At 72.3% G+C, this 17,005-nt stretch carries 17 protein-coding genes; 11 read left to right on the plus strand and 6 right to left on the minus strand.

Going from position 1 to position 17,005, the window contains the following annotated elements; all coding sequences use genetic code 11:
• Nucleotides 1-85 precede the first annotated feature (85 nt).
• From AB0M56_RS38205 to AB0M56_RS38225, 5 genes are all read left to right on the plus strand, one after another.
• Nucleotides 86-823: a FadR/GntR family transcriptional regulator gene (locus AB0M56_RS38205; RefSeq protein ID WP_364185441.1), complete on the plus strand. Its 738-nt coding sequence runs from the start codon at nucleotides 86-88 to the stop codon at nucleotides 821-823.
• A 165-nt stretch (nucleotides 824-988) separates the two neighbouring features.
• Nucleotides 989-1,504 carry a GNAT family N-acetyltransferase gene (locus AB0M56_RS38210; RefSeq protein WP_364185442.1) on the plus strand — a complete coding sequence of 172 codons (516 nt, stop codon included), beginning with the start codon at nucleotides 989-991 and terminating at the stop codon, nucleotides 1,502-1,504.
• A gap of 502 nt (nucleotides 1,505-2,006) precedes the next feature.
• On the plus strand, nucleotides 2,007-2,429 hold the full coding sequence (locus AB0M56_RS38215; RefSeq protein ID WP_364185444.1) for a hypothetical protein: 423 nt from the start codon (nucleotides 2,007-2,009) through the stop codon (nucleotides 2,427-2,429).
• Nucleotides 2,430-2,490: 61 nt separating this feature from the next.
• Nucleotides 2,491-3,198, plus strand: coding sequence for a histidine phosphatase family protein (locus tag AB0M56_RS38220; RefSeq protein WP_364185446.1), 708 nt, complete (start codon nucleotides 2,491-2,493; stop codon nucleotides 3,196-3,198).
• 84 nt (nucleotides 3,199-3,282) lie between these two features.
• Nucleotides 3,283-4,077, plus strand: coding sequence for an SDR family oxidoreductase (locus AB0M56_RS38225; protein ID WP_364185447.1), 795 nt, complete (start codon nucleotides 3,283-3,285; stop codon nucleotides 4,075-4,077).
• A gap of 6 nt (nucleotides 4,078-4,083) precedes the next feature.
• On the opposite strand, the gene AB0M56_RS38230 is transcribed toward AB0M56_RS38225, so the two are convergent.
• Entirely contained in the window at nucleotides 4,084-4,311 is a 228-nt protein-coding gene (locus AB0M56_RS38230) for a three-helix bundle dimerization domain-containing protein (RefSeq protein ID WP_364185449.1), read from the minus strand.
• A gap of 176 nt (nucleotides 4,312-4,487) precedes the next feature.
• Between AB0M56_RS38230 and AB0M56_RS38235 the strand changes: the two genes are divergently transcribed.
• Both AB0M56_RS38235 and AB0M56_RS38240 read left to right on the plus strand, forming a co-directional pair.
• Nucleotides 4,488-5,222, plus strand: coding sequence for a TIM barrel protein (locus tag AB0M56_RS38235; RefSeq protein ID WP_364185451.1), 735 nt, complete (start codon nucleotides 4,488-4,490; stop codon nucleotides 5,220-5,222).
• Nucleotides 5,219-6,322 carry a Gfo/Idh/MocA family oxidoreductase gene (locus tag AB0M56_RS38240; RefSeq protein ID WP_364185452.1) on the plus strand — a complete coding sequence of 368 codons (1,104 nt, stop codon included), beginning with the start codon at nucleotides 5,219-5,221 and terminating at the stop codon, nucleotides 6,320-6,322. Before AB0M56_RS38235 ends, AB0M56_RS38240 begins: the two co-directional genes overlap by 4 nt.
• A gap of 55 nt (nucleotides 6,323-6,377) precedes the next feature.
• Here AB0M56_RS38240 and AB0M56_RS38245 read toward each other — a convergent pair whose 3' ends face one another.
• Entirely contained in the window at nucleotides 6,378-6,971 is a 594-nt protein-coding gene (locus AB0M56_RS38245) for a TetR/AcrR family transcriptional regulator (RefSeq protein WP_364185454.1), read from the minus strand.
• A 410-nt stretch (nucleotides 6,972-7,381) separates the two neighbouring features.
• On the minus strand, nucleotides 7,382-8,389 hold the full coding sequence (locus AB0M56_RS38250; RefSeq protein ID WP_364185456.1) for an ABC transporter permease: 1,008 nt from the start codon (nucleotides 8,387-8,389) through the stop codon (nucleotides 7,382-7,384).
• Between the two features lie 104 nt (nucleotides 8,390-8,493).
• Here AB0M56_RS38250 and AB0M56_RS38255 point away from each other — a divergent pair, with 104 nt between their 5' ends.
• The gene (locus AB0M56_RS38255) at nucleotides 8,494-9,189 is read left to right on the plus strand and encodes a haloacid dehalogenase-like hydrolase (protein WP_364185458.1); all 696 of its coding nucleotides are present in this window, start codon (nucleotides 8,494-8,496) and stop codon (nucleotides 9,187-9,189) included.
• A 209-nt stretch (nucleotides 9,190-9,398) separates the two neighbouring features.
• Entirely contained in the window at nucleotides 9,399-11,597 is a 2,199-nt protein-coding gene (locus AB0M56_RS38260) for a DUF2156 domain-containing protein (protein WP_364185460.1), read from the plus strand.
• Between the two features lie 249 nt (nucleotides 11,598-11,846).
• Here AB0M56_RS38260 and AB0M56_RS38265 read toward each other — a convergent pair whose 3' ends face one another.
• Nucleotides 11,847-12,881 (minus strand): hypothetical protein, encoded by a 1,035-nt coding sequence (locus tag AB0M56_RS38265; protein WP_364185462.1) that lies wholly within the window; start codon nucleotides 12,879-12,881, stop codon nucleotides 11,847-11,849.
• A gap of 12 nt (nucleotides 12,882-12,893) precedes the next feature.
• Complete coding sequence (locus AB0M56_RS38270; protein ID WP_364185463.1) at nucleotides 12,894-14,642, minus strand: proline--tRNA ligase; 1,749 nt, start codon at nucleotides 14,640-14,642, stop codon at nucleotides 12,894-12,896.
• A 155-nt stretch (nucleotides 14,643-14,797) separates the two neighbouring features.
• Between AB0M56_RS38270 and AB0M56_RS38275 the strand changes: the two genes are divergently transcribed.
• Nucleotides 14,798-15,154, plus strand: coding sequence for a VOC family protein (locus tag AB0M56_RS38275; RefSeq protein ID WP_364185465.1), 357 nt, complete (start codon nucleotides 14,798-14,800; stop codon nucleotides 15,152-15,154).
• 24 nt (nucleotides 15,155-15,178) lie between these two features.
• On the plus strand, nucleotides 15,179-16,072 hold the full coding sequence (locus AB0M56_RS38280; RefSeq protein ID WP_364185467.1) for a 2-hydroxyacid dehydrogenase: 894 nt from the start codon (nucleotides 15,179-15,181) through the stop codon (nucleotides 16,070-16,072).
• 4 nt (nucleotides 16,073-16,076) lie between these two features.
• Here the strand turns inward: AB0M56_RS38280 and AB0M56_RS38285 are convergent, their stop codons facing one another.
• Complete coding sequence (locus AB0M56_RS38285) at nucleotides 16,077-16,985, minus strand: GNAT family N-acetyltransferase (protein ID WP_364185469.1); 909 nt, start codon at nucleotides 16,983-16,985, stop codon at nucleotides 16,077-16,079.
• Nucleotides 16,986-17,005 lie beyond the last annotated feature (20 nt).

Genomic DNA, 17,005 nt, shown 5'->3' on the forward strand with positions numbered 1-17,005 from the left:
TGCCGGGGATTCGACGAGGTATGACGTAGGATGTCCTCCGATGGCGACGTGCCAGCGAACGAAAGAAACATCCGGGGAGACTGTTTTGGCGCGCCCGCAACGCAGTGAAGAGATCACCAAACGGATCATCGACCTGATCATCGACCGCGACCTCCCGCCGGGCGCGCCGATGCCCACGGAACTCAGCCTGATGGAAGACATCGGGGTGAGCCGCAACTCGATCCGGGAGGCGATCAAGGCACTGCAGGCGCTCGGCATCGTCGAGATCCGCCACGGCTACGGCACCTTCGTCGGCTCGGCCGGCTCCGAGGCCCTGCAGACGTGGCTGCTGTTCCGCACGCGCACCCGCGGCGCCAGACACGCCGGGCGCCTGCGCGACCTGCTCGAGGTCCGCGAGATGATCGAGACGGAGCTGACCCGGCGGGTCGCGTCGGAGCACCGCCCCGAGCTGATCGCCGAACTGGAGGTCTGCGTCGCGCGGATGCGCCGCAAGGGGCCGGATGCCGCGGTCGCCGACCGGGAGTTCCACGACCTCATCTGCGCGGAAGCGGGCTTCGACCTGGCGCGCGAGCTCACGGGGCTGTTCTGGGACGTCTACCGCGCGGCCGAGGGCGAGCTCGGCGGGCCGGTGTCCTCGGCGGCGAGCACGGCGAAGCGGCACCAGGTGATCGTCGACGCCCTGGTCTCGCGCGACGGCGACGCCGCGGCGGAGGCCGTGCACCGGCACTTCGACGAGGTGCGCAAGCGCGCGAAGGCCGGCCGTTACGGCGGCTTCGGCGAGGCGCGGCCGGTCGAGGCCGATTCCGCGGCGACGACTTCGTAGCGCGGTTCTCCGCGTTGCCGGAACGGCAAGGTTTCGTGCCGGATCGGCGATGAGGTGGCCAGACCGGGCGCCGAGGGAACTGATCGACGGTGCGACCGGGCGTTGATCGGTTCGTAGACTGGGCGGCCCACGAGGAGGTGCGCCCTGGACGCAGTCGAGGTCGAGATGCTGCCGCGGTCCGCCGCGGCCGACGAGGTGCCGGCGGCCGAGGTGGCCGCCCTGGTGAACGCCGTCTACGCGACCGCCGAGGCCGGTCTGTGGGCGGGCGACGCGGACCGGACGAGCGCGGCCGAGGTGGCGGGGCTCGTCGCGGCCGGCGAGATCGCCGTGGCGCGCCAGGCGGGCCGCGTGGTCGGCTGCGTGCGCGTGCGGACGGTTGCCGACGGCGTGGGCGAGTTCGGCCTGCTGGCCGCCGCGCCGCAGCTGCAGGGCGCGGGCATCGGGCGTGAACTGGTGCGGTTCGCCGAGGATCGCTGCCGTGCGCTGGGCCGGCGGCGGATGCAGCTCGAGCTGCTGGTGCCGCGGTCGTTCACGCACCCGTCGAAGGAGTTCCTCGCCGCCTGGTACACGCGGCTGGGCTACCGCCTCGAGGAGAAGTCGACGATCGAGGAGGCCTACCCGCACCTCGCGCCGCTGCTGGCGACGCCCTGCGATTTCCTCGTCTACCGCAAGGACCTCTGACCGCCGGGCCCTGACACGGTGTGTGGCCTTCCGGACACATCTCGTTAGGTGCGGGAACGCGAGGATGTGGTGCGTGCGTAACGTCCGGTGATCATGGATCGTCGATTGCACTTCGTGGGGGTGCTGCCGCGGTTCGCGGACGCGCAAGAGGCGTTTCGGTGGCAGCGCGGCGAGCTCGCGGGGCAGCTGCGCCGGATCAGCGGCGGTGAGACGGGCAAGCGCCTGCAGTGGTTCGTGCCCGTGGTCAAGGAGCTCAAGAGTTCCGGCGCAGTGCGGGTGGTCAAGGACGGCGACTGGACCGGCTACGACGACACCGACCGCCTCGTGGCCCGGCGGCTCGAGCCCGGGCAGATTCCGTTGCACATCGCGGACGACGCGCTGGCGGAATTCGAGCTGTTGCGTGCTTCCGGCACGCCCGCGACGGCGGAGGAGCCGTTGCAGGTGGGCGTGCCGGGGTACCTCGACCGCGCCCCCGCCACTGCGCCGGCTGGTCGCCGGGCTGATGGCGTTCCTGGTGACCCGCCAGGCGGCCCGGGCGCCGGAGGGCACGCGGTTCGGCGTGCACCTGTGCTTCGGCGACCTCGGCCACCGCGCGCTGCGACAGCCTCGCTCTGCCGCGCCGATGGTGGCTCTCGCCAACGCGGTGGTGCGGCGCCGGCCCGCCGGCCGTCCGCTGGACTTCGTGCACCTGCCGATGTTCGGCGGTGATGAGCCGCCGCCGACCTCCGCCGCGTTCTACGCGCGGCTGCGCCGCCCTGCGGCCGGGATCGCCGTCGTCGTCGCGGGGATCGCCCACGAGCGGCAGGACGAGCGGGCCCAGCTGACGGTGCGCGACCACGTCGAGACGGCACTGGGCCGCCGGTGGACGTCGCCACGTCGTGCGGCCTGGGACGGCACTCGCCCGCGGAGGCGGAGGGCGCGGTGATCCGGATGCGGTCGTTGCTGTGAGGGTGTGACGACGCGTCCGTCCGGGGTACTGAGGACGTGTGACGACACGACTGGACTGGGTCGGCCTGCTGCGCCACGGGCAGAGCACCGGCAACGTCGCGCGCGAGGCCGCCGAGGCCGCGGGCCGCGAGGTCATCGACATCGCCGAGCGCGACGCCGACGTGCCGCTGAGCGAGCTGGGCCTGCGCCAGGCGCAGGCGGCGGGGGAGTGGCTCGCGGGTGAGCCGCCGCAGCTCGTGGTGGCCTCGCCCTACCGGCGCGCCGTGGACACGGCCCGCGTCGCCCTCGACGTGGCCGCCGCCCGAGGCGTGGAGGTCCCCGGCGGCCTGCGTGCCGACGAGCGCCTGCGCGACCGCGAACTGGGCGTCCTCGACATGCTCACCAGTCGCGGCGTCGCCGAACGCTGGCCGGACGAACTGCGCCGCAAACAGCGCCTCGGCAAGTTCTACTACCGCCCACCCGGCGGCGAGTCCTGGGCCGACGTCGTGCTGCGCCTTCGCTCGCTGCTCGCGGACCTGAGCGCCGAGACGCCGGGCCTGCGCGTGCTGTTCGTGGCGCACGAGGTGACGGTGTTCGCGCTGCGCTACGTGCTGGAAGGCGTGCCCGAGCCGGACCTCCTGGCCGCGGCCGCCCGCACCGACATCCCCAACGCGTCGATCAGCGCCTGGGAACGCGGCCAAGACGGCGGCTTCCGGATAACGGCGGCGCAGGACGTCGGGCACCTCGTCGACGTGCCGCTGGTGTGAGCGTCACGCCGAGCGACGCTCAGCGGGCGTGAGCCCGGCGCGGGATGATGGCACACCAAGATCATCGGCACCGGAAGGGAAACCATGAAGCTCGACCTCGACGGCAGGACGGCGCTCGTCACCGGGTCCACGCAGGGGATCGGCGCGGCGATCGCCGCGGGGCTCGCGAAGGCGGGTGCGCGCGTGGTGGTGAACGGGCGCGGCGACGCGGGCGTCGCGCAGGCGATCGGGGAGCTCGAGAGCCAGGTGCCGGACGGCGAGTTCGTGGCCGGGGCCGGCGACGTGACCACCGACGAAGGCGCGCGCCAGGTCCTCGACAGTGCGGGGCGCGTCGACGTCCTCGTGAACAACCTCGGCATCTTCGGCGCGCAGGAGCCGCTGGAGATCACCGACGACGAGTGGCGGCGCTACTTCGAGGTCAACGTGCTCGCGGCTGTGCGGCTGACGCGCCTGACGCTGCCCGCGATGACCGAGCAGGGTTGGGGCCGCGTGCTCAACATCGCGAGCGACTCGGCCGTCGTGATCCCCGCCGAGATGATCCACTACGGCATGTCGAAGACGGCGCTGCTGGGTGTGTCGCGCGGCTTCGCCAAAGCGGCGGCGGGGACGGGCGTCACGGTCAACTCGGTGGTCGCCGGTCCCACGCACACCGGTGGCGTCGAGGACTTCGTCTACCAGCTCGTGGACGAGAACCTGCCGTGGGAGCAGGCGCAGCGGGAGTTCATGAAGACCCACCGCCCCCAGTCGTTGCTGCAGCGGCTGATCGAGCCGGAGGAGATCGCGAACCTCGTGGTGTACTTGAGCTCACCGCTCGCCTCCGCCACCACCGGCGGTGCCCTCCGCGTCGATGGCGGCTACGTCGACTCGATCCTCCCGTAAGGCCCGTCAGCGCCCTCGGGGCTCACCGAGCCGGTCGCGCACCTGGCGCTCGACGAGCACGGGCAGGAAGCTGCGCACGCCGGCGTCGTCGAAATGCCGGCGCTGGGCGGTGATCGTGCGGTTGATCTCGGGTTCGCGCGCGCTGCCGTACTCGTCGACGAGCCGTGACTTCAGCGCGGAGAAGCTCTCCTCTTCGCCCTTCACCATCAAGTCGTCCATGCCCTGGTGGATCATCGCCGTCCCTTTCCGTGGTTTCGGCCCTTCATGACTGCTGCCCGCCAAGGGCCCTCCTCAAACGGCGGGCGAACGTGTGGACCTCGCGCAAACGCCTGGTGTCAATTTCGACCACCTGGTAGAAATTCAGGCGACGCGGCGCCTCGGGCGCCGAACCGCGAAGCCAAGGAGCTGGAATGGGCAAGCCTTCCGTGCAGCTGTACTCGGTCCGCGACGCGTTCGCGGCCGACCCGGCGGACACCCTGCGGCGCCTCGCCGCGATCGGGTTCACCCAGGTCGAGCCGTACGGCGTCGTCGAGAACGTGGCCGCGCTCGGCGCCGGTCTGCCGGCCAACGGGCTGACCGCGCCGACGGCCCACGCGAAGCTCATCGGCGAGGACCAGCACGCCGTGTTCGCCGCGGCGAAGCAGCTCGGCATCGCCGTGGTCATCGACCCGCTCGTGAAGCCCGAGCAGTGGCAGAACGCCGCGGACATCACGGCCACCGCGGAAGCGCTCAACGCCGCCGCGAAGGTCGCCGAGGAGCACGGCGTGCAGGTCGGCTACCACAACCACTGGTGGGAGCTGGAGTCCCGGATCGACGGCCGCCACGCGTTCGAGGTGTTCGCCGACCAGCTCGACCCTGCCGTCGCGTTGGAGGTCGACGCCTACTGGGCCACGGCGGGCGGGGCGAACGCGCCCGAGTTGCTCGCCCGGCTCGGCTCCCGCGTGCACGCCATCCACGTGAAGGACGGCGCGCTCGCCACCGACGCCTCCGGTCAGGTCCCGGCGGGCCAGGGCAGCGTCCCCCTCTCCGAGGTTCTCGCCGCGGCGCCCGGCGCGTTGCGAGTGGTGGAGTTCGATCGCTACGACGGCGACATCTTCGAAGGCATCGCCGCCAGCTTCGCCTACCTCACCGAGGGTGCGAAGTGACCAGCGGCCCCGTCGGCGTCGGCTTGATCGGCGCGGGGGTCATCAGCGACACCTACCTCGAGAACCTCACGGGCTTTCCCGACGTGCGGGTGCTCTCGGTCGCCGACCTGGATGTGGCCCGTGCACAGGCGCAGGCGGCGAAACACGGTGTGCCGCATGGGGAAACCGTCGCGGAGCTGCTGGCGAACCCGGAGATCGAGCTGGTCGTGAACCTCACGATCCCGGCCGCGCACGTCGAGGTCGGCCTCGCGGCGCTGGAGGCGGGCAAGAGCGTCTGGGCGGAAAAGCCGCTCGCGCTCGACCGCCAGACGGGCCGCAAACTGCTGGATCGCGCACGGGAGAAGGGTTTGCGCGTGGCGAGCGCACCGGACACCGTGCTCGGCGCCGGCCTGCAGACGGCCCGGCGCGCGATCGAGGCCGGCCGCATCGGCGAACCGCGCACGGCGCTGGCGCTGTTCCAGACGCCGGGCCCGGAGAGCTGGCACCCGGCGCCGGAGTTCCTGTTCCAGCACGGCGGCGGTCCGCTGCTGGACATGGGGCCGTACTACCTCACGGAGCTCGTGCAGCTGTTCGGCCCGATCCGCAAGGTGACCGGCGCCGGCGGGCGCGCCCGGAACACGCGCGTGATCGGCTCGGGTCCGCGGGCCGGCACGGAGTTCGCGGTGACCGTGCCCACCACGGTGACCGCGCTCGTCGAGTTCACCCGCGGCGGCAGCGCGCAGGTCGTGCTGAGTTTCGATTCCGCCTTGGCGCGCACGGGTTTCGTCGAGGTGTCGGGCGCGCTCGGCACCGCGGTGCTGCCGGACCCGAACCGCTTCGACGGCCCGACGAAGCTGCACCTGCTCGGTGCGGCGGAGCCGGAAGAGCTTGCGCCGCAAGGACACGCCGCCTCGCGCGGCACGGGCGCGCTGGAGCTCGCCCGCGCGATCCGGGCCGGGGTGCCGGAACGCGCGTCGGGGGAGCTGGCCTACCACGTGCTCGACGCGATGCTCGCCATCGACGAGTCGATCACCCGCGGCCGGTCCGTGGAGGTGGCCAGCACCGTCGACGTCCCGCCCGCCCTGCCGGACGGCTGGGACCCCTGCGCGCGCACGCTCTAGCGTGCCGGCGGTCCGTGGAGGGCACTTCGGGGGAGGTGCCCTCCACGGACCGTGGTCAGTCCTCGAGGGGCACGGCCAGCAAGGTGCGCAGGTAGAACCGCAAGGAGCCGACGAGGTCGACGTCGCCGGGGGTGGTGAGCCATTGGACCTGCAGCCCGTCCATGAGCGCGATGAACGTGAGCGCCGCGAAGTCCGGGTCCACGCCCTTGCGCAGCTCTCCCGTCGTGGCCAGCAGCCGGAACGAGCCGATCACGCTTTCGCGCGCCTGGCGGTAGTGCTCCTCGAAGTACTCGTGCGCCGGGTGGTCGGGCGCCACGGCCTCGGCCGCCAGCCGCGAGTACAGGTCGACGATCCCCGGGTGGCGCACGTTGTGCTCGGCCAGCGCGACGAAGTGCCGCAGCACCTCCAGCCCGGGAGGCACGGTCAACTGCTCGCGCTCGGAGTCCTCGGCGTCACGCCGTTCGAGCACGGCGGCGAGCAGCGCTTCCTTGGTGGGGAAGTAGTACAGCAGCCCGGCGTGGCTGATGCCGACGCGCTTCGCGATCTCCCGCAGCGACGAACCGTGGTAGCCGGCCTCGCCGTATACCACCGCAGCCGCGGAAATGATGTCCTCGCGGCGGATCCGGCCCTTCAGGTAACCCCCGGTCACGGGAGCGTGCTCGGTTCGGCGGCGTGCATCCTCCAATTCTGCCCTGTGTCTTTGGCCTCGGCTCCGCCGAGGCGTGCGAGATCGCTGTGTTTTCTGCCCCGGCTTCGCCGGGGCGTGCGAGATCGCCTTTGAGCCGGCTTCCGGATGGGGCGGTCGGATCGGCCGGGGGCCGATCGCACCGCCCCATCCGGAAGCCGGCGCGATCTCGCGCTGTGGTCGCCTGGGCGGGGGTGAGTCTCGCGGGATAGTTGCCTCGGCGGGATGAGTCCCGCGGGGCGATCGCCTCGGCGAGGTGAGTTGGGTGGGGCGATCGCCTTGGCGGGGTGATGGCCGCGCTGTGGTCGCTTTGGCGGGATGAGTCCCGCGGGATGGTCGCCTTGGCGGGGTGAGTTGGGTGGGCGGCGTAGAGCTCAGCCGGCCGGGATCTCGACGGGGCGTTCCGTGGGCTGAGCCTCGGGAAGGTCGCGCGGCAACCGGGTTGGCCAGAGGGTCAGGGTTAGGCCCACCGCGAGTAGGCCGGTGAGGACCCAGGCGCCCGTGGTCACGTCCGGGGCGCCGGGCACGCCCTGAAGCAGGCAGCGCAGGCCTTCGGTCGAGAAGCGGAAGGGCGTCCACGACCACAGCAGCGTGCGGTAGGCCGGGTTGAGCAGTTCGGGCACCTGCCCGGCCACCGCGGGCGCCACGAGGTACAGCGGCGCCAGGATGGCCAGCGCCCGCAGGCCGAGCAGGCGCAGGAGGCCGGCCTGCAGGGCGGCGAACGCGGTGACCGTGAGGAACAGGAAGCCGAGCACGTCCCAGGTCAGCGGCAACGACGAGTCCCACAGGGCGGCGAAGCCCACCAGCACGCCCGTCACCAGCACGCCGCTGCCCAGCACCTGCGCCAGGGGCACCGGAACGCTCACGCGACGGCCGGCACTGAGCCGCACCAGCACGGCACCGGCGACGAGCGAGCCCAGCCACGCGAGCGCGCTGGCGGCCAGGGGCACGATCCGGGCCGCGGCGCTCGCCGGGTGCAGCATCTCGAGCCGCGGCTCGCCGGGCAGCGCCTGAGCGGCGCCCGCGAGGACCTGCTGCGCCACCTGCGTGCCCGCCGGGTTCACCGCGCCGGAGAGCACGACGGTGGCGGCGGGGCCAGGACGAAGCTCCAGGACCCCGTAGACCTCCTTGTCCGCCAACAGGTTCCGGGCCTCGGCCGGGTTGGCGACGCGCCAGTCGAGCTGCGTGCCGCCGTGGGAAGCGACCTGGCGCGCCAGCCCCTGCAGCGGGGGCGGCGCCGAAACGGCGACCGGAACGTGATCGGGCGCGGCGGTGGCCTGCGCCCCGAACGTCAGGAACCCCAGCACCACGGCGGCGAGCGCACCCACCAGCACCGCGACCAGGGCGAACGCGCCCACGGGGCGCCGAGGAGCAGCCGACATCACGGCCTCCCAGTTATTCTTCACATGTTGAATTACGACAAAGTAGGTCGCGTCCTCCGGAAAGTCAACGGACGTTGAATACTTCCGCCGGTACCCTCACGGCCGTGACGACGCACGCGCACCGGCTGGTGCTCTGGGACATCGACCACACGCTCGTGGACCTCACGGGGGTCGGCAGCAGCTGGTACGCCACGGCTCTCACGGCCATGGGCACCGAGTTGCGCACCCACCCCGACTACGGCGGGCGCACCGAGCGCGCGATCACCGCCGACATCCTCACCACGCACGGCATCGAGGCGACCGAGGAGAACATCCAGCGCCTGTGGAGCGAGCTGATCGCCGTGGCCGACGAGGCCCGCGGCACGCTGCACCAAGCCGGCCGGGCGCTCGACGGCGCGGCGGCGGCACTGGCCGCGATGGCCGGCCACGGCGCCGTGCAGACGCTCGTCACCGGCAACCTGCCGGAGATCTCGGTGCACAAGCTCGCCGCGTTCGGCCTCGACGAGCACCTGGAGCTGGAGATCGGCGGGTACGGCTCGCTCTCGGCGCACCGGCCCGACCTCGTCCCTCACGCCGTGGCCGCGGCGGCCGCCAAGCACGGCACGGCGTTCGCGCCCGGAGACGTCGTGGTGATCGGCGATACCCCGAACGACGTGAAGGCCGCCCTCGACAACGGTGCCGTCGCGGTCGCCGTCGCCACCGGGCACTACAGCGCCGAAGAGCACGCGGCCTCGGGCGCCCACACCGTGCTGCCCGATCTCGCCGACCTCGACTCGGTGCGCAAGGCAGTGCTCGGCTGAGCGGTTTACCCCTGTTTTCGCCCCGCACGGCGGTTTCGCCGCCCGCGCCGAGGCCGCCGTGCGCGATTCGCCCCTGGTCGAGTGCTGTTCCCTGAGCCCGCAACCGCCTTCGGGTCAGGGTTTTCTCCCGCCGGGGTAGCACTCCCCTAGGGGGACAAGTCGCTCCCACGAAGGATGTCGGCTTTAGGTCCAGGCGCAAGACTCGGATCATGACGACCGCATCGCCGGCGGCGGGGACCGCCAGCGGTGCCGGCACGGGGGGACGCGGGCGGGCGGCCGGAAGGCCGAAACGCGAGCGGTTCGCCGTGCTCTGGCGCCGTTTGCCGTTCACCACCACCGTCGTGCTCGCGATCTTCGTGGCCGGGGTCGCGAGCCGCACGCTCTGGCAAGCCGCCGAGCACCAGCCGTCGTTCGCCTACTACGCCTACGGCCTGCCCTCGCTGGAACACGGCCGCTGGTGGACGCTGGCGACCGGCCCGTTCTTCGCGCCGCGGCCGCTGTTCTACCTGCCGATGGCCGGCACTTTCGCGCTGCTGACAGGGTTCGCGGAGTGGCAGCTCGGCACGCGGCGCACGATCCTGGTGACCGTCGGCGGGCAGCTGGCCGCGGCCGCGGCGGCGATCCAGTTCCTCGTGCTGTGCCGCCATTCCGGCTGGACGTGGGCCGCGCACATCGCGACCACGCTCGACGTCGGCTTCTCCGGCGGCACGCTCGCGGCCATCGCCGTGGCCAGCGCGACGCTGCGCGCGCCGTGGCGGCTGCGGCTGCGCGCCGGGTTGTGCGTGTACGCGGGCGTCGCGATCGTGTACGTCGGCACGCTCGCGGATCTCGTGCATTTCTTCGCACTGGTGCTGGCGTTGCCGCTCGGCCATCGGCTCGCGGGCAAGGCACGGCTCACCGAACCGGTGCGGCCGAGCGTGCGCGAGTGGCGGCTGCTGGCGTGCGCGGGACTGCTGCTGCTCACCGTGGCCGAAGTGGTCATGTGGCTCGTCCCTGGAGACGGACCGTTCGGCCCGTCGGAGGTTTCCCTGTCGGCGCGAGAGATTCTCATCATGGGTGTGCTCGTGGTGCCGATGCTCAACGGCCTGCGCCGCGGCTCGCGCGTCGCGTGGCGCTGGGCCGTGGGGTTGTGCGTGTTCGCGGTGTCGCAGGTGCTCCTGGTGAGCGGGGTCCCGGCCGTGGCGAAGCTGGTGCGCACCGAGTACGACAGCCACGGGCTTTCGCTGTTCTTCGTGGACAATCTCCTGTGGACGGTCGAGCTGGTGCTGCTGATCGCGGCGAGCGGGGCGTTCCGCGTGCCCTCACGCCGGCGGCGCCGCAAGCTGCTGCGCGGTGGTCCGGAGGGCAGCCTTGCCCGGCTTCTGCTGGGGCGCAACGGAGGCAGCACGATCTCGTGGATGACGACGTGGCCGCAGAACGCGTACTTCGTCGCCTCCGACGGCGCGTCCTACCTCGCTTACCAGCGCCACGCGGGGGTCGCGATCGCGCTCGGCGATCCCGTGGCGCCGTGCGGCTCGGCGGCACACGCGCTCACGGAGTTCCGGGAGATGTGCGAGAACTCCGGGCTCGTGCCATGCGTTTTCTCCGCGACGGCCGCCACTGTCGGCGTGACGCAGGAGCTGGGCTGGCAGCACGTGCAGGTCGCGGAGGACACGCTGGTGGACCTCGAGAACCTGCAGTTCCGCGGAAAGGCCTGGCAGGACGTGCGTTCGGCGTTGAACAAGGCCCGCAAGGACGGCATCGAGTTCCACCTGGCCGAGCAGCCGCCCGCGATCCGCGAGCAGGTGCGCGCGCTGTCGGAGGAGTGGATCGGCGACAAAGGCCTGCCGGAGATGGGGTTCACGCTCGGCGGTGTCGCCGAGGCGATGGACCCGACGACGCGCGTGGGGCTCGCGATCGACGCGACGGGCACGGTCTGTGGCATCACGTCGTGGCTGCCGGTGCACACGGGCTCTGGCACGGTCGGCGGGTGGACGCTCGACGTGATGCGCCGCCGTCCGGGCGGGTTCCGGCCGGTGATGGAGTTCCTGATCGCGTCGGCGTGCCTGGCGTTGCGTGAGGAGGGCGCGCGGTTCGTGTCGCTTTCGGGCGCGCCGCTCGTGCGCAGCCGCGACACCGCACCGGCGCGTGCGGTGGACCGGGTGCTCGACGCGGTGGGCGCGCTGATGGAGCCGTACTACGGGTTCCGCTCGCTGCCCGCGTTCAAGGCGAAGTTCCAGCCGCGGCGCGAGCCGCTGTACCTGGCCTACCGCGACGAGGCCGACCTGCCGCGCATCGGCCTCGCGCTCGGACGCGCGTACCTGCAGGGGGCTGGGTTGAAGGACTTCGCGAAGCTGGCGTTGCGGCGTCAGCGCGTGGTCGGCGGCGGCGTGGTGGTTGACCGGTCGGGGGCCGGCACGCCGCGGTAGCTGCGAAGCAAGCAGACGACGTCGGCACAGCTTCGGGCGTGCATACCTGCACGGCACCAGGCTGAAGAACCTCGCGGAACCGGCATTGCGACGCCAACGCGTACTCGGCGTAGGCGTAATCGTCGGCCGTTCGGCAGCCGGCACGCCACGGTAGCTCTGCAGCAACCGCACGGCGTCGGCGCGGCTTCGAACGCGCATACGCGCAGGGCGCGCCGGGCTGAAGGACTTTGCGAAGCTGGCGTTGCGGCGTCAGCGCGTGGTCGGCGGCGGCGTGGTCGTGGACCGGTCGGCGGCCGGCACGCCGCGGTAGCTGCGAAGCAAGCGGACGACGTCGGCGCGGCTGGTGGTGTCGTCGGTGTAGACGGCGAGGACCACGGACTGGGTCGTGGTGGCCAGGGCGAGCGCGCCGACGGTGACGTGCTTCTGGATGCACGCGTCGGTGCCGCCCTGCGTGACGTCGGCAAGCACCAGCCGCGCCGGACGGGTTGTGGTCTCGAGCTGCACGGTCGCGTCCTGCGCCGGCGCGTACGTCACCTTCGCGCCGGGGTCGTAGGCACTGCCGATGAGGTCGCCGACGGCTTTGCGCGCGGCGGCTTCGGCGTTGCCGCCGTCTTCGGTCGTGACTCCGGACCCGCCGTGGCGGCTGTCGCTGCCGCAGTAGCCGCGGCCGACGGACGCTGTGGTGCTGAGCGTGATCCCCGGCGAAATCCCGGTGCCGTCCCAGCCGTGGACGACGCCGGGTTCCGGTGTCCAGGTCGGCGGGACGTCGTAGGCGAAGCTGCCGTCGCGCGCGGCCACCGAGGACCAGCCGTCGACGACCGCGGGCACGACGAGGTGCGGCTCGGGCTGGTAGGTGACCGGGCCGCGGCTGGGCGTCGCCGGGCTCGCCGAGTGGTGACGGGCGGCGTTGAAGAAGTTCATTGCGGCCACGCCGAGGGCGATCACGGCCACGAGGATCCACAGCGCCCGCGACGGCCGCCGCTTCAACCGCGCAGGTGGCCGGATGCGTTGGGGCCGCGCGCGCGGCGCGTGCCCGGTGACGGCGGGATCCTCGGCGTACCCAGGAGTTCCGCCGGATTTCTCGCGTTGCGCCGGCCACGGACCGCGTCCCGGTTCGGCCGCCGGCTCGGCGGCGGGCTGCCCGGAGACCGGGGAGCCCGTGCCGTAGCCGGCGGCCGGGAAGCCAGGTGCGTCAGCGGGTTCGTACCCGAAGACGCCAGTGAGGGTGGCGTTGTCCTCGTAGCCGCCGTCGTCCTCACGGCCGGACCGGCCGAAGAGCCCCACCGGCGTGTGCCGTCAGGAGCGGACGAGCTTGACCAGGTGGCCGACCACGGAGTCGACCGGGATCTCCTCGCGCTCGCCGGTGCGGCGGTCCTTGACCTCGACCAGCCCGTTGGCCAGGCCGCGCCCGACGACGAGGATCGTGGGCACGCCCACCAGCTCCGCGTCGGCGAACTTCACGCCCGGGGTGGCCTTGCGGTCGTCGAACAGCACGTCCACCCCGGCCGCGTCGAGCTCGGCGACGAGCTTCTCCGCACCTGCCGCGATGGTCTCGTCCTTGCCCGCAGCGACCACGTGCACGTCGTACGGCGAAACCTCGCGCGGCCACACGAGGCCGGACGTGTCGTGGTTCTGCTCGGCGAGCACGGCGACCAGGCGCGAGACGCCGACGCCGTAGGAGCCCATCGTGATGCGGATCGGCTTCGAGTCGGGGCCGAGGGCGTCGAGCTCGAACGCGTTGGTGTACTTGCGGCCCAGCTGGAAGATGTGGCCGATCTCGATGCCACGCGCGGCGACGAGGGTGCCGTGGCCGTCGGGAGACGCGTCGCCCTCGCGGACCTCGGCCGCCTCGATCGTGCCGTCGGGCGTGAAGTCGCGGCCCGCCACGAGGTCGAGCACGTGGTGGCCGTCCTGGTCGGCGCCGGTCAGCCACGCGGTGCCGGTGACCACGCGCGGGTCGACGAGGTAGCGGACGCCGTTCTCCTTGAGCGCCTTCGGGCCGATGTAGCCCTTGACTAGGAACGGGTTCTTCGCGAAGTCCGCCTCCTCCAGCAGCTCGACCTCGGCGGGCTCGAGCGACGCTTCGAGGCGCTTCATGTCGACCTCGCGGTCGCCCGGCAGGCCGACGCCCAGGAGCTCCCACTCCTTCGCGCCCGGCTGGCGGATCTTCAGCATCACGTTCTTGAGCGTGTCGGCCGCGGTGAACTCGCGGCCGAGGCCGGCGGCGTTGAAGAACGCCACGAGCGACTCGATGGTCGGCGTGTTCGGCGTGGCGTGGACCTGCGCGGCGGGCAGGCCCTCGATCGCGCGCTCGGCCGGCGCGGGCGTGACCACGGCCTCGACGTTGGCCGCGTAGCCGGACTCCGTGCTGCGCACGTAAGTGTCCTCACCCGTCTCGGCGACGGCGAGGAACTCCTCCGACGCCGAACCGCCCATGGCGCCCGACGTCGCGGCGACCACCACGTACTCGAGGCCGAGGCGGTCGAAGAGCTTCGTGTAGGCGTCGCGGTGCGCCTGGTAGGAGCGCTCCAGGCCCTCGTCGTCGAGGTCGAAGGAGTACGAGTCCTTCATCACGAACTCGCGGCCGCGCAGGATGCCGGCGCGGGGGCGCGCTTCGTCGCGGTACTTCGTCTGGATCTGGTACAGCGTGACCGGGTAGTCCTTGTACGAGCTGTACTCGCCCTTCACGGTGAGCGCGAACAGCTCCTCGTGCGTCGGGCCGAGCAGGTAGTCGGCGCCGCGGCGGTCCTTGAGGCGGAAGAGATTGTCGCCGTATTCGGTCCAGCGGCCGGTGGCCTCGTAGGGCTCGCGCGGCAGCAGCGCGGGGAACTGGATCTCCTGCGCGCCGATCGCGTTCATCTCTTCGCGCACGACGTTCTCGACGCGGCGGAGGACCCGCAGGCCCAGCGGCAGCCACGAGTAACCACCCGGGGCGACCCGGCGGACGTAGCCGGCGCGCACCAGCAGCCGGTGGCTGGGTACCTCGGCGTCCGCCGGATCCTCGCGCAAGGTGCGGAGGAACAACGACGACATCCTGGTGATCACTGCGGACTCCCTGCACTGAGAGAATTGAGACTTCGAGCGGGCTGAGACGCTGAGCCTGGTTCGACCGACACAGCGTAGTCAACCGCCCCGCGCCCACTCCACCCGGTTATCGCGCGGTCGGGGTTTTGTCGGTGCCCCGGGCTAGCGTCGGCGGCATGGCACTCGAACTGGGCATGATCACCATCGACTGCGCGGACCCCCGGGTCCTCGCGGACTTCTGGACGCAGGCGCTCGGCGTCGCGGTCGAAGCGGACTACGGACCCTTCGTGATGCTCGCGCGTGCCGGCGGCGGCGGGCCCGCACTCGCGTTCCAGCAGGTCCCGGAGCCACGCACCGGCAAGAACCGCGTGCACATCGACTTCTCCGCGCCCGACCGCGAGGCGGAGGTGAAACGCCTGGTCGGGCTTGGTGCGAGCGAGCAGGAGCGGCACGCGCAGCCGGGCATCGAGTGGACGGTGCTGGCCGATCCGGAGGGCAACGTGTTCTGCGTGGCGCAGGCGGGCGCGCACTGAGCCGGCGGCGCTAGGTTGGCGGGCATGAGCCCGCGAGTTCTCCTGCCCTGGACCGACATCGAGCTGCCCGAGGGGCTGGCCGCCGCGTACTACGACGGCGTGAACCCGCCCGGAGACGACCTGTCCGGCGTGGAGTTCTACGTGCTGCCCTACGACGCGGGGAGCGAGCCACCCAAGCTGATCGGGAAGCTGCCTTCGCTGCGCGCGGTGCAGGCGCTGTCGGCCGGGGTCGAGGCGCTGGTGCCGCTGGTGCCCAAGGGCGTCGCGCTGGCCAACGGCCGGGGTCTGCACGACCTCAGCGTGGCCGAGCACGCGCTGGCGCTGATCCACGCGTCCCAGCGGGACCTGCCGCGGTGGTTCGCCCAGCAGGCCACCGGGTCGTGGGAGCGCGAGCACACGCGTTCGCTCGCCGACAGCCGCGTGCTGCTCGTGGGCTACGGCTCCATCGGCCAGGCGATCGAGCGGCAGCTGCTGGCCGCGGAGGCCGTGGTCACGCGCGTGGCGAGCCATGCGCGTGAAGGCGTGCACGGGATCGCCGAGCTGCCCGAGCTGCTGCGGTCGGCCGACATCGTGGTCTTGATCCTGCCCGAAACCGAGGGCACGAAGGGGTTGCTGGGTGCCCGGGAGCTCGCGTTGCTGCCCGAGGGCGCGCTGGTCGTGAACGTCGGGCGCGGCTCCGCGATCGACACCGCCGCGCTGCTCGCCGAAACGACCACCGGCCGGTTGCGGGCCGCCCTCGACGTCGTGGACCCCGAGCCGCTGCCTGCCGACCATCCACTGTGGAGGGTGCCGGGCGTGGTGATCACGCCGCACGTCGCGGGCGGTTCGGCGTCGTTCTACCCGCGCGCGAAGAAGCTCGTGGCCGAGCAGCTGCGCCGCTTCGTCGCCGGGAAACCCCTGCTCAACGTCGTCGAATAGAGCTTCAGATCGGCAGCACGTAGCCGTAGTAGGTGTCGGCGACCTCGTAGCCGCACCGCTCGTAGATGCCGACGGCGCTGTGGGCGTTGTCGGTGTCCACGGACAGGGCCGAGCGCTCGAACCCGGCGTCGCGGGCATGGGCCAGCGTGTGGCCCAGCAGCGCCGTCGCCACGCCGCGGCCGCGCAGCTCCGACAGGGTGCCGACGTAGTCCACGTACAGCTCGCGCACGCCGGTCCCCGCGAAGTCGGCGGGGTGGAACGCGCTGAGCACGAACCCGACCACGGCGTCGTGCTCGGGGGTCAGGAGCAGGAACGACAGGTCGCCGCGGAAGTCCTTTGCCCCCGTGATGCGGTGGCGCCAGGCTTCGGTCGACAGCTCGGCGCTGCCCCAGTGGCCGGAGAAGGTCGCGTTGCGGGCCACGCGGGTGAGGTCGTCGTAGCGCTCGTCGAACGCGACCACCTCGTACTCGGCCGGCAGCGGCCGCGCGGGCGGCAACGCACTCAGGTCGGCGCGCATCTCGACGAACGACCGCGCGCGCCGGAACCCGGCCCGCGCCAGCGCGTCGAGGTACCAGTGCTCGTTCTCGTGCGCGCCCGCGTGCAGCTCCAGCGGCGCGTCGGGGAAGGCGCGCTCGTGCACGCGTTTGCCGGCGTCGAGGAACCAGGTGGTGAGGTGCGCGGCGACTTCGGGCGTGCGGAACTCGGGGTGCGTCATCGCCTCGACGCGCGGCATGTGCACCGGGTCGGCGGCGTCGCGGCGGCGGATGGCCGCGTAGCTCACCAGGCGGTCGCCGGCCCACGCGCCGGTGCTGGCGAGCGCGAGGTCGAGGTCGGGTCCCCGCATCTCCTCGCGCAGGTCGGCGGCGGTGTAGTGCTCGCCGGTGCGGTCCACCTCCTCGGCGGCCGCGAACACGGTCGCGAGCTGCTCCGCGT

The sequence above is a fragment of the Amycolatopsis sp. NPDC051372 genome, assembly GCF_040682095.1.
In the GTDB taxonomy this organism is placed as follows: Bacteria; Actinomycetota; Actinomycetes; order Mycobacteriales; family Pseudonocardiaceae; genus Amycolatopsis.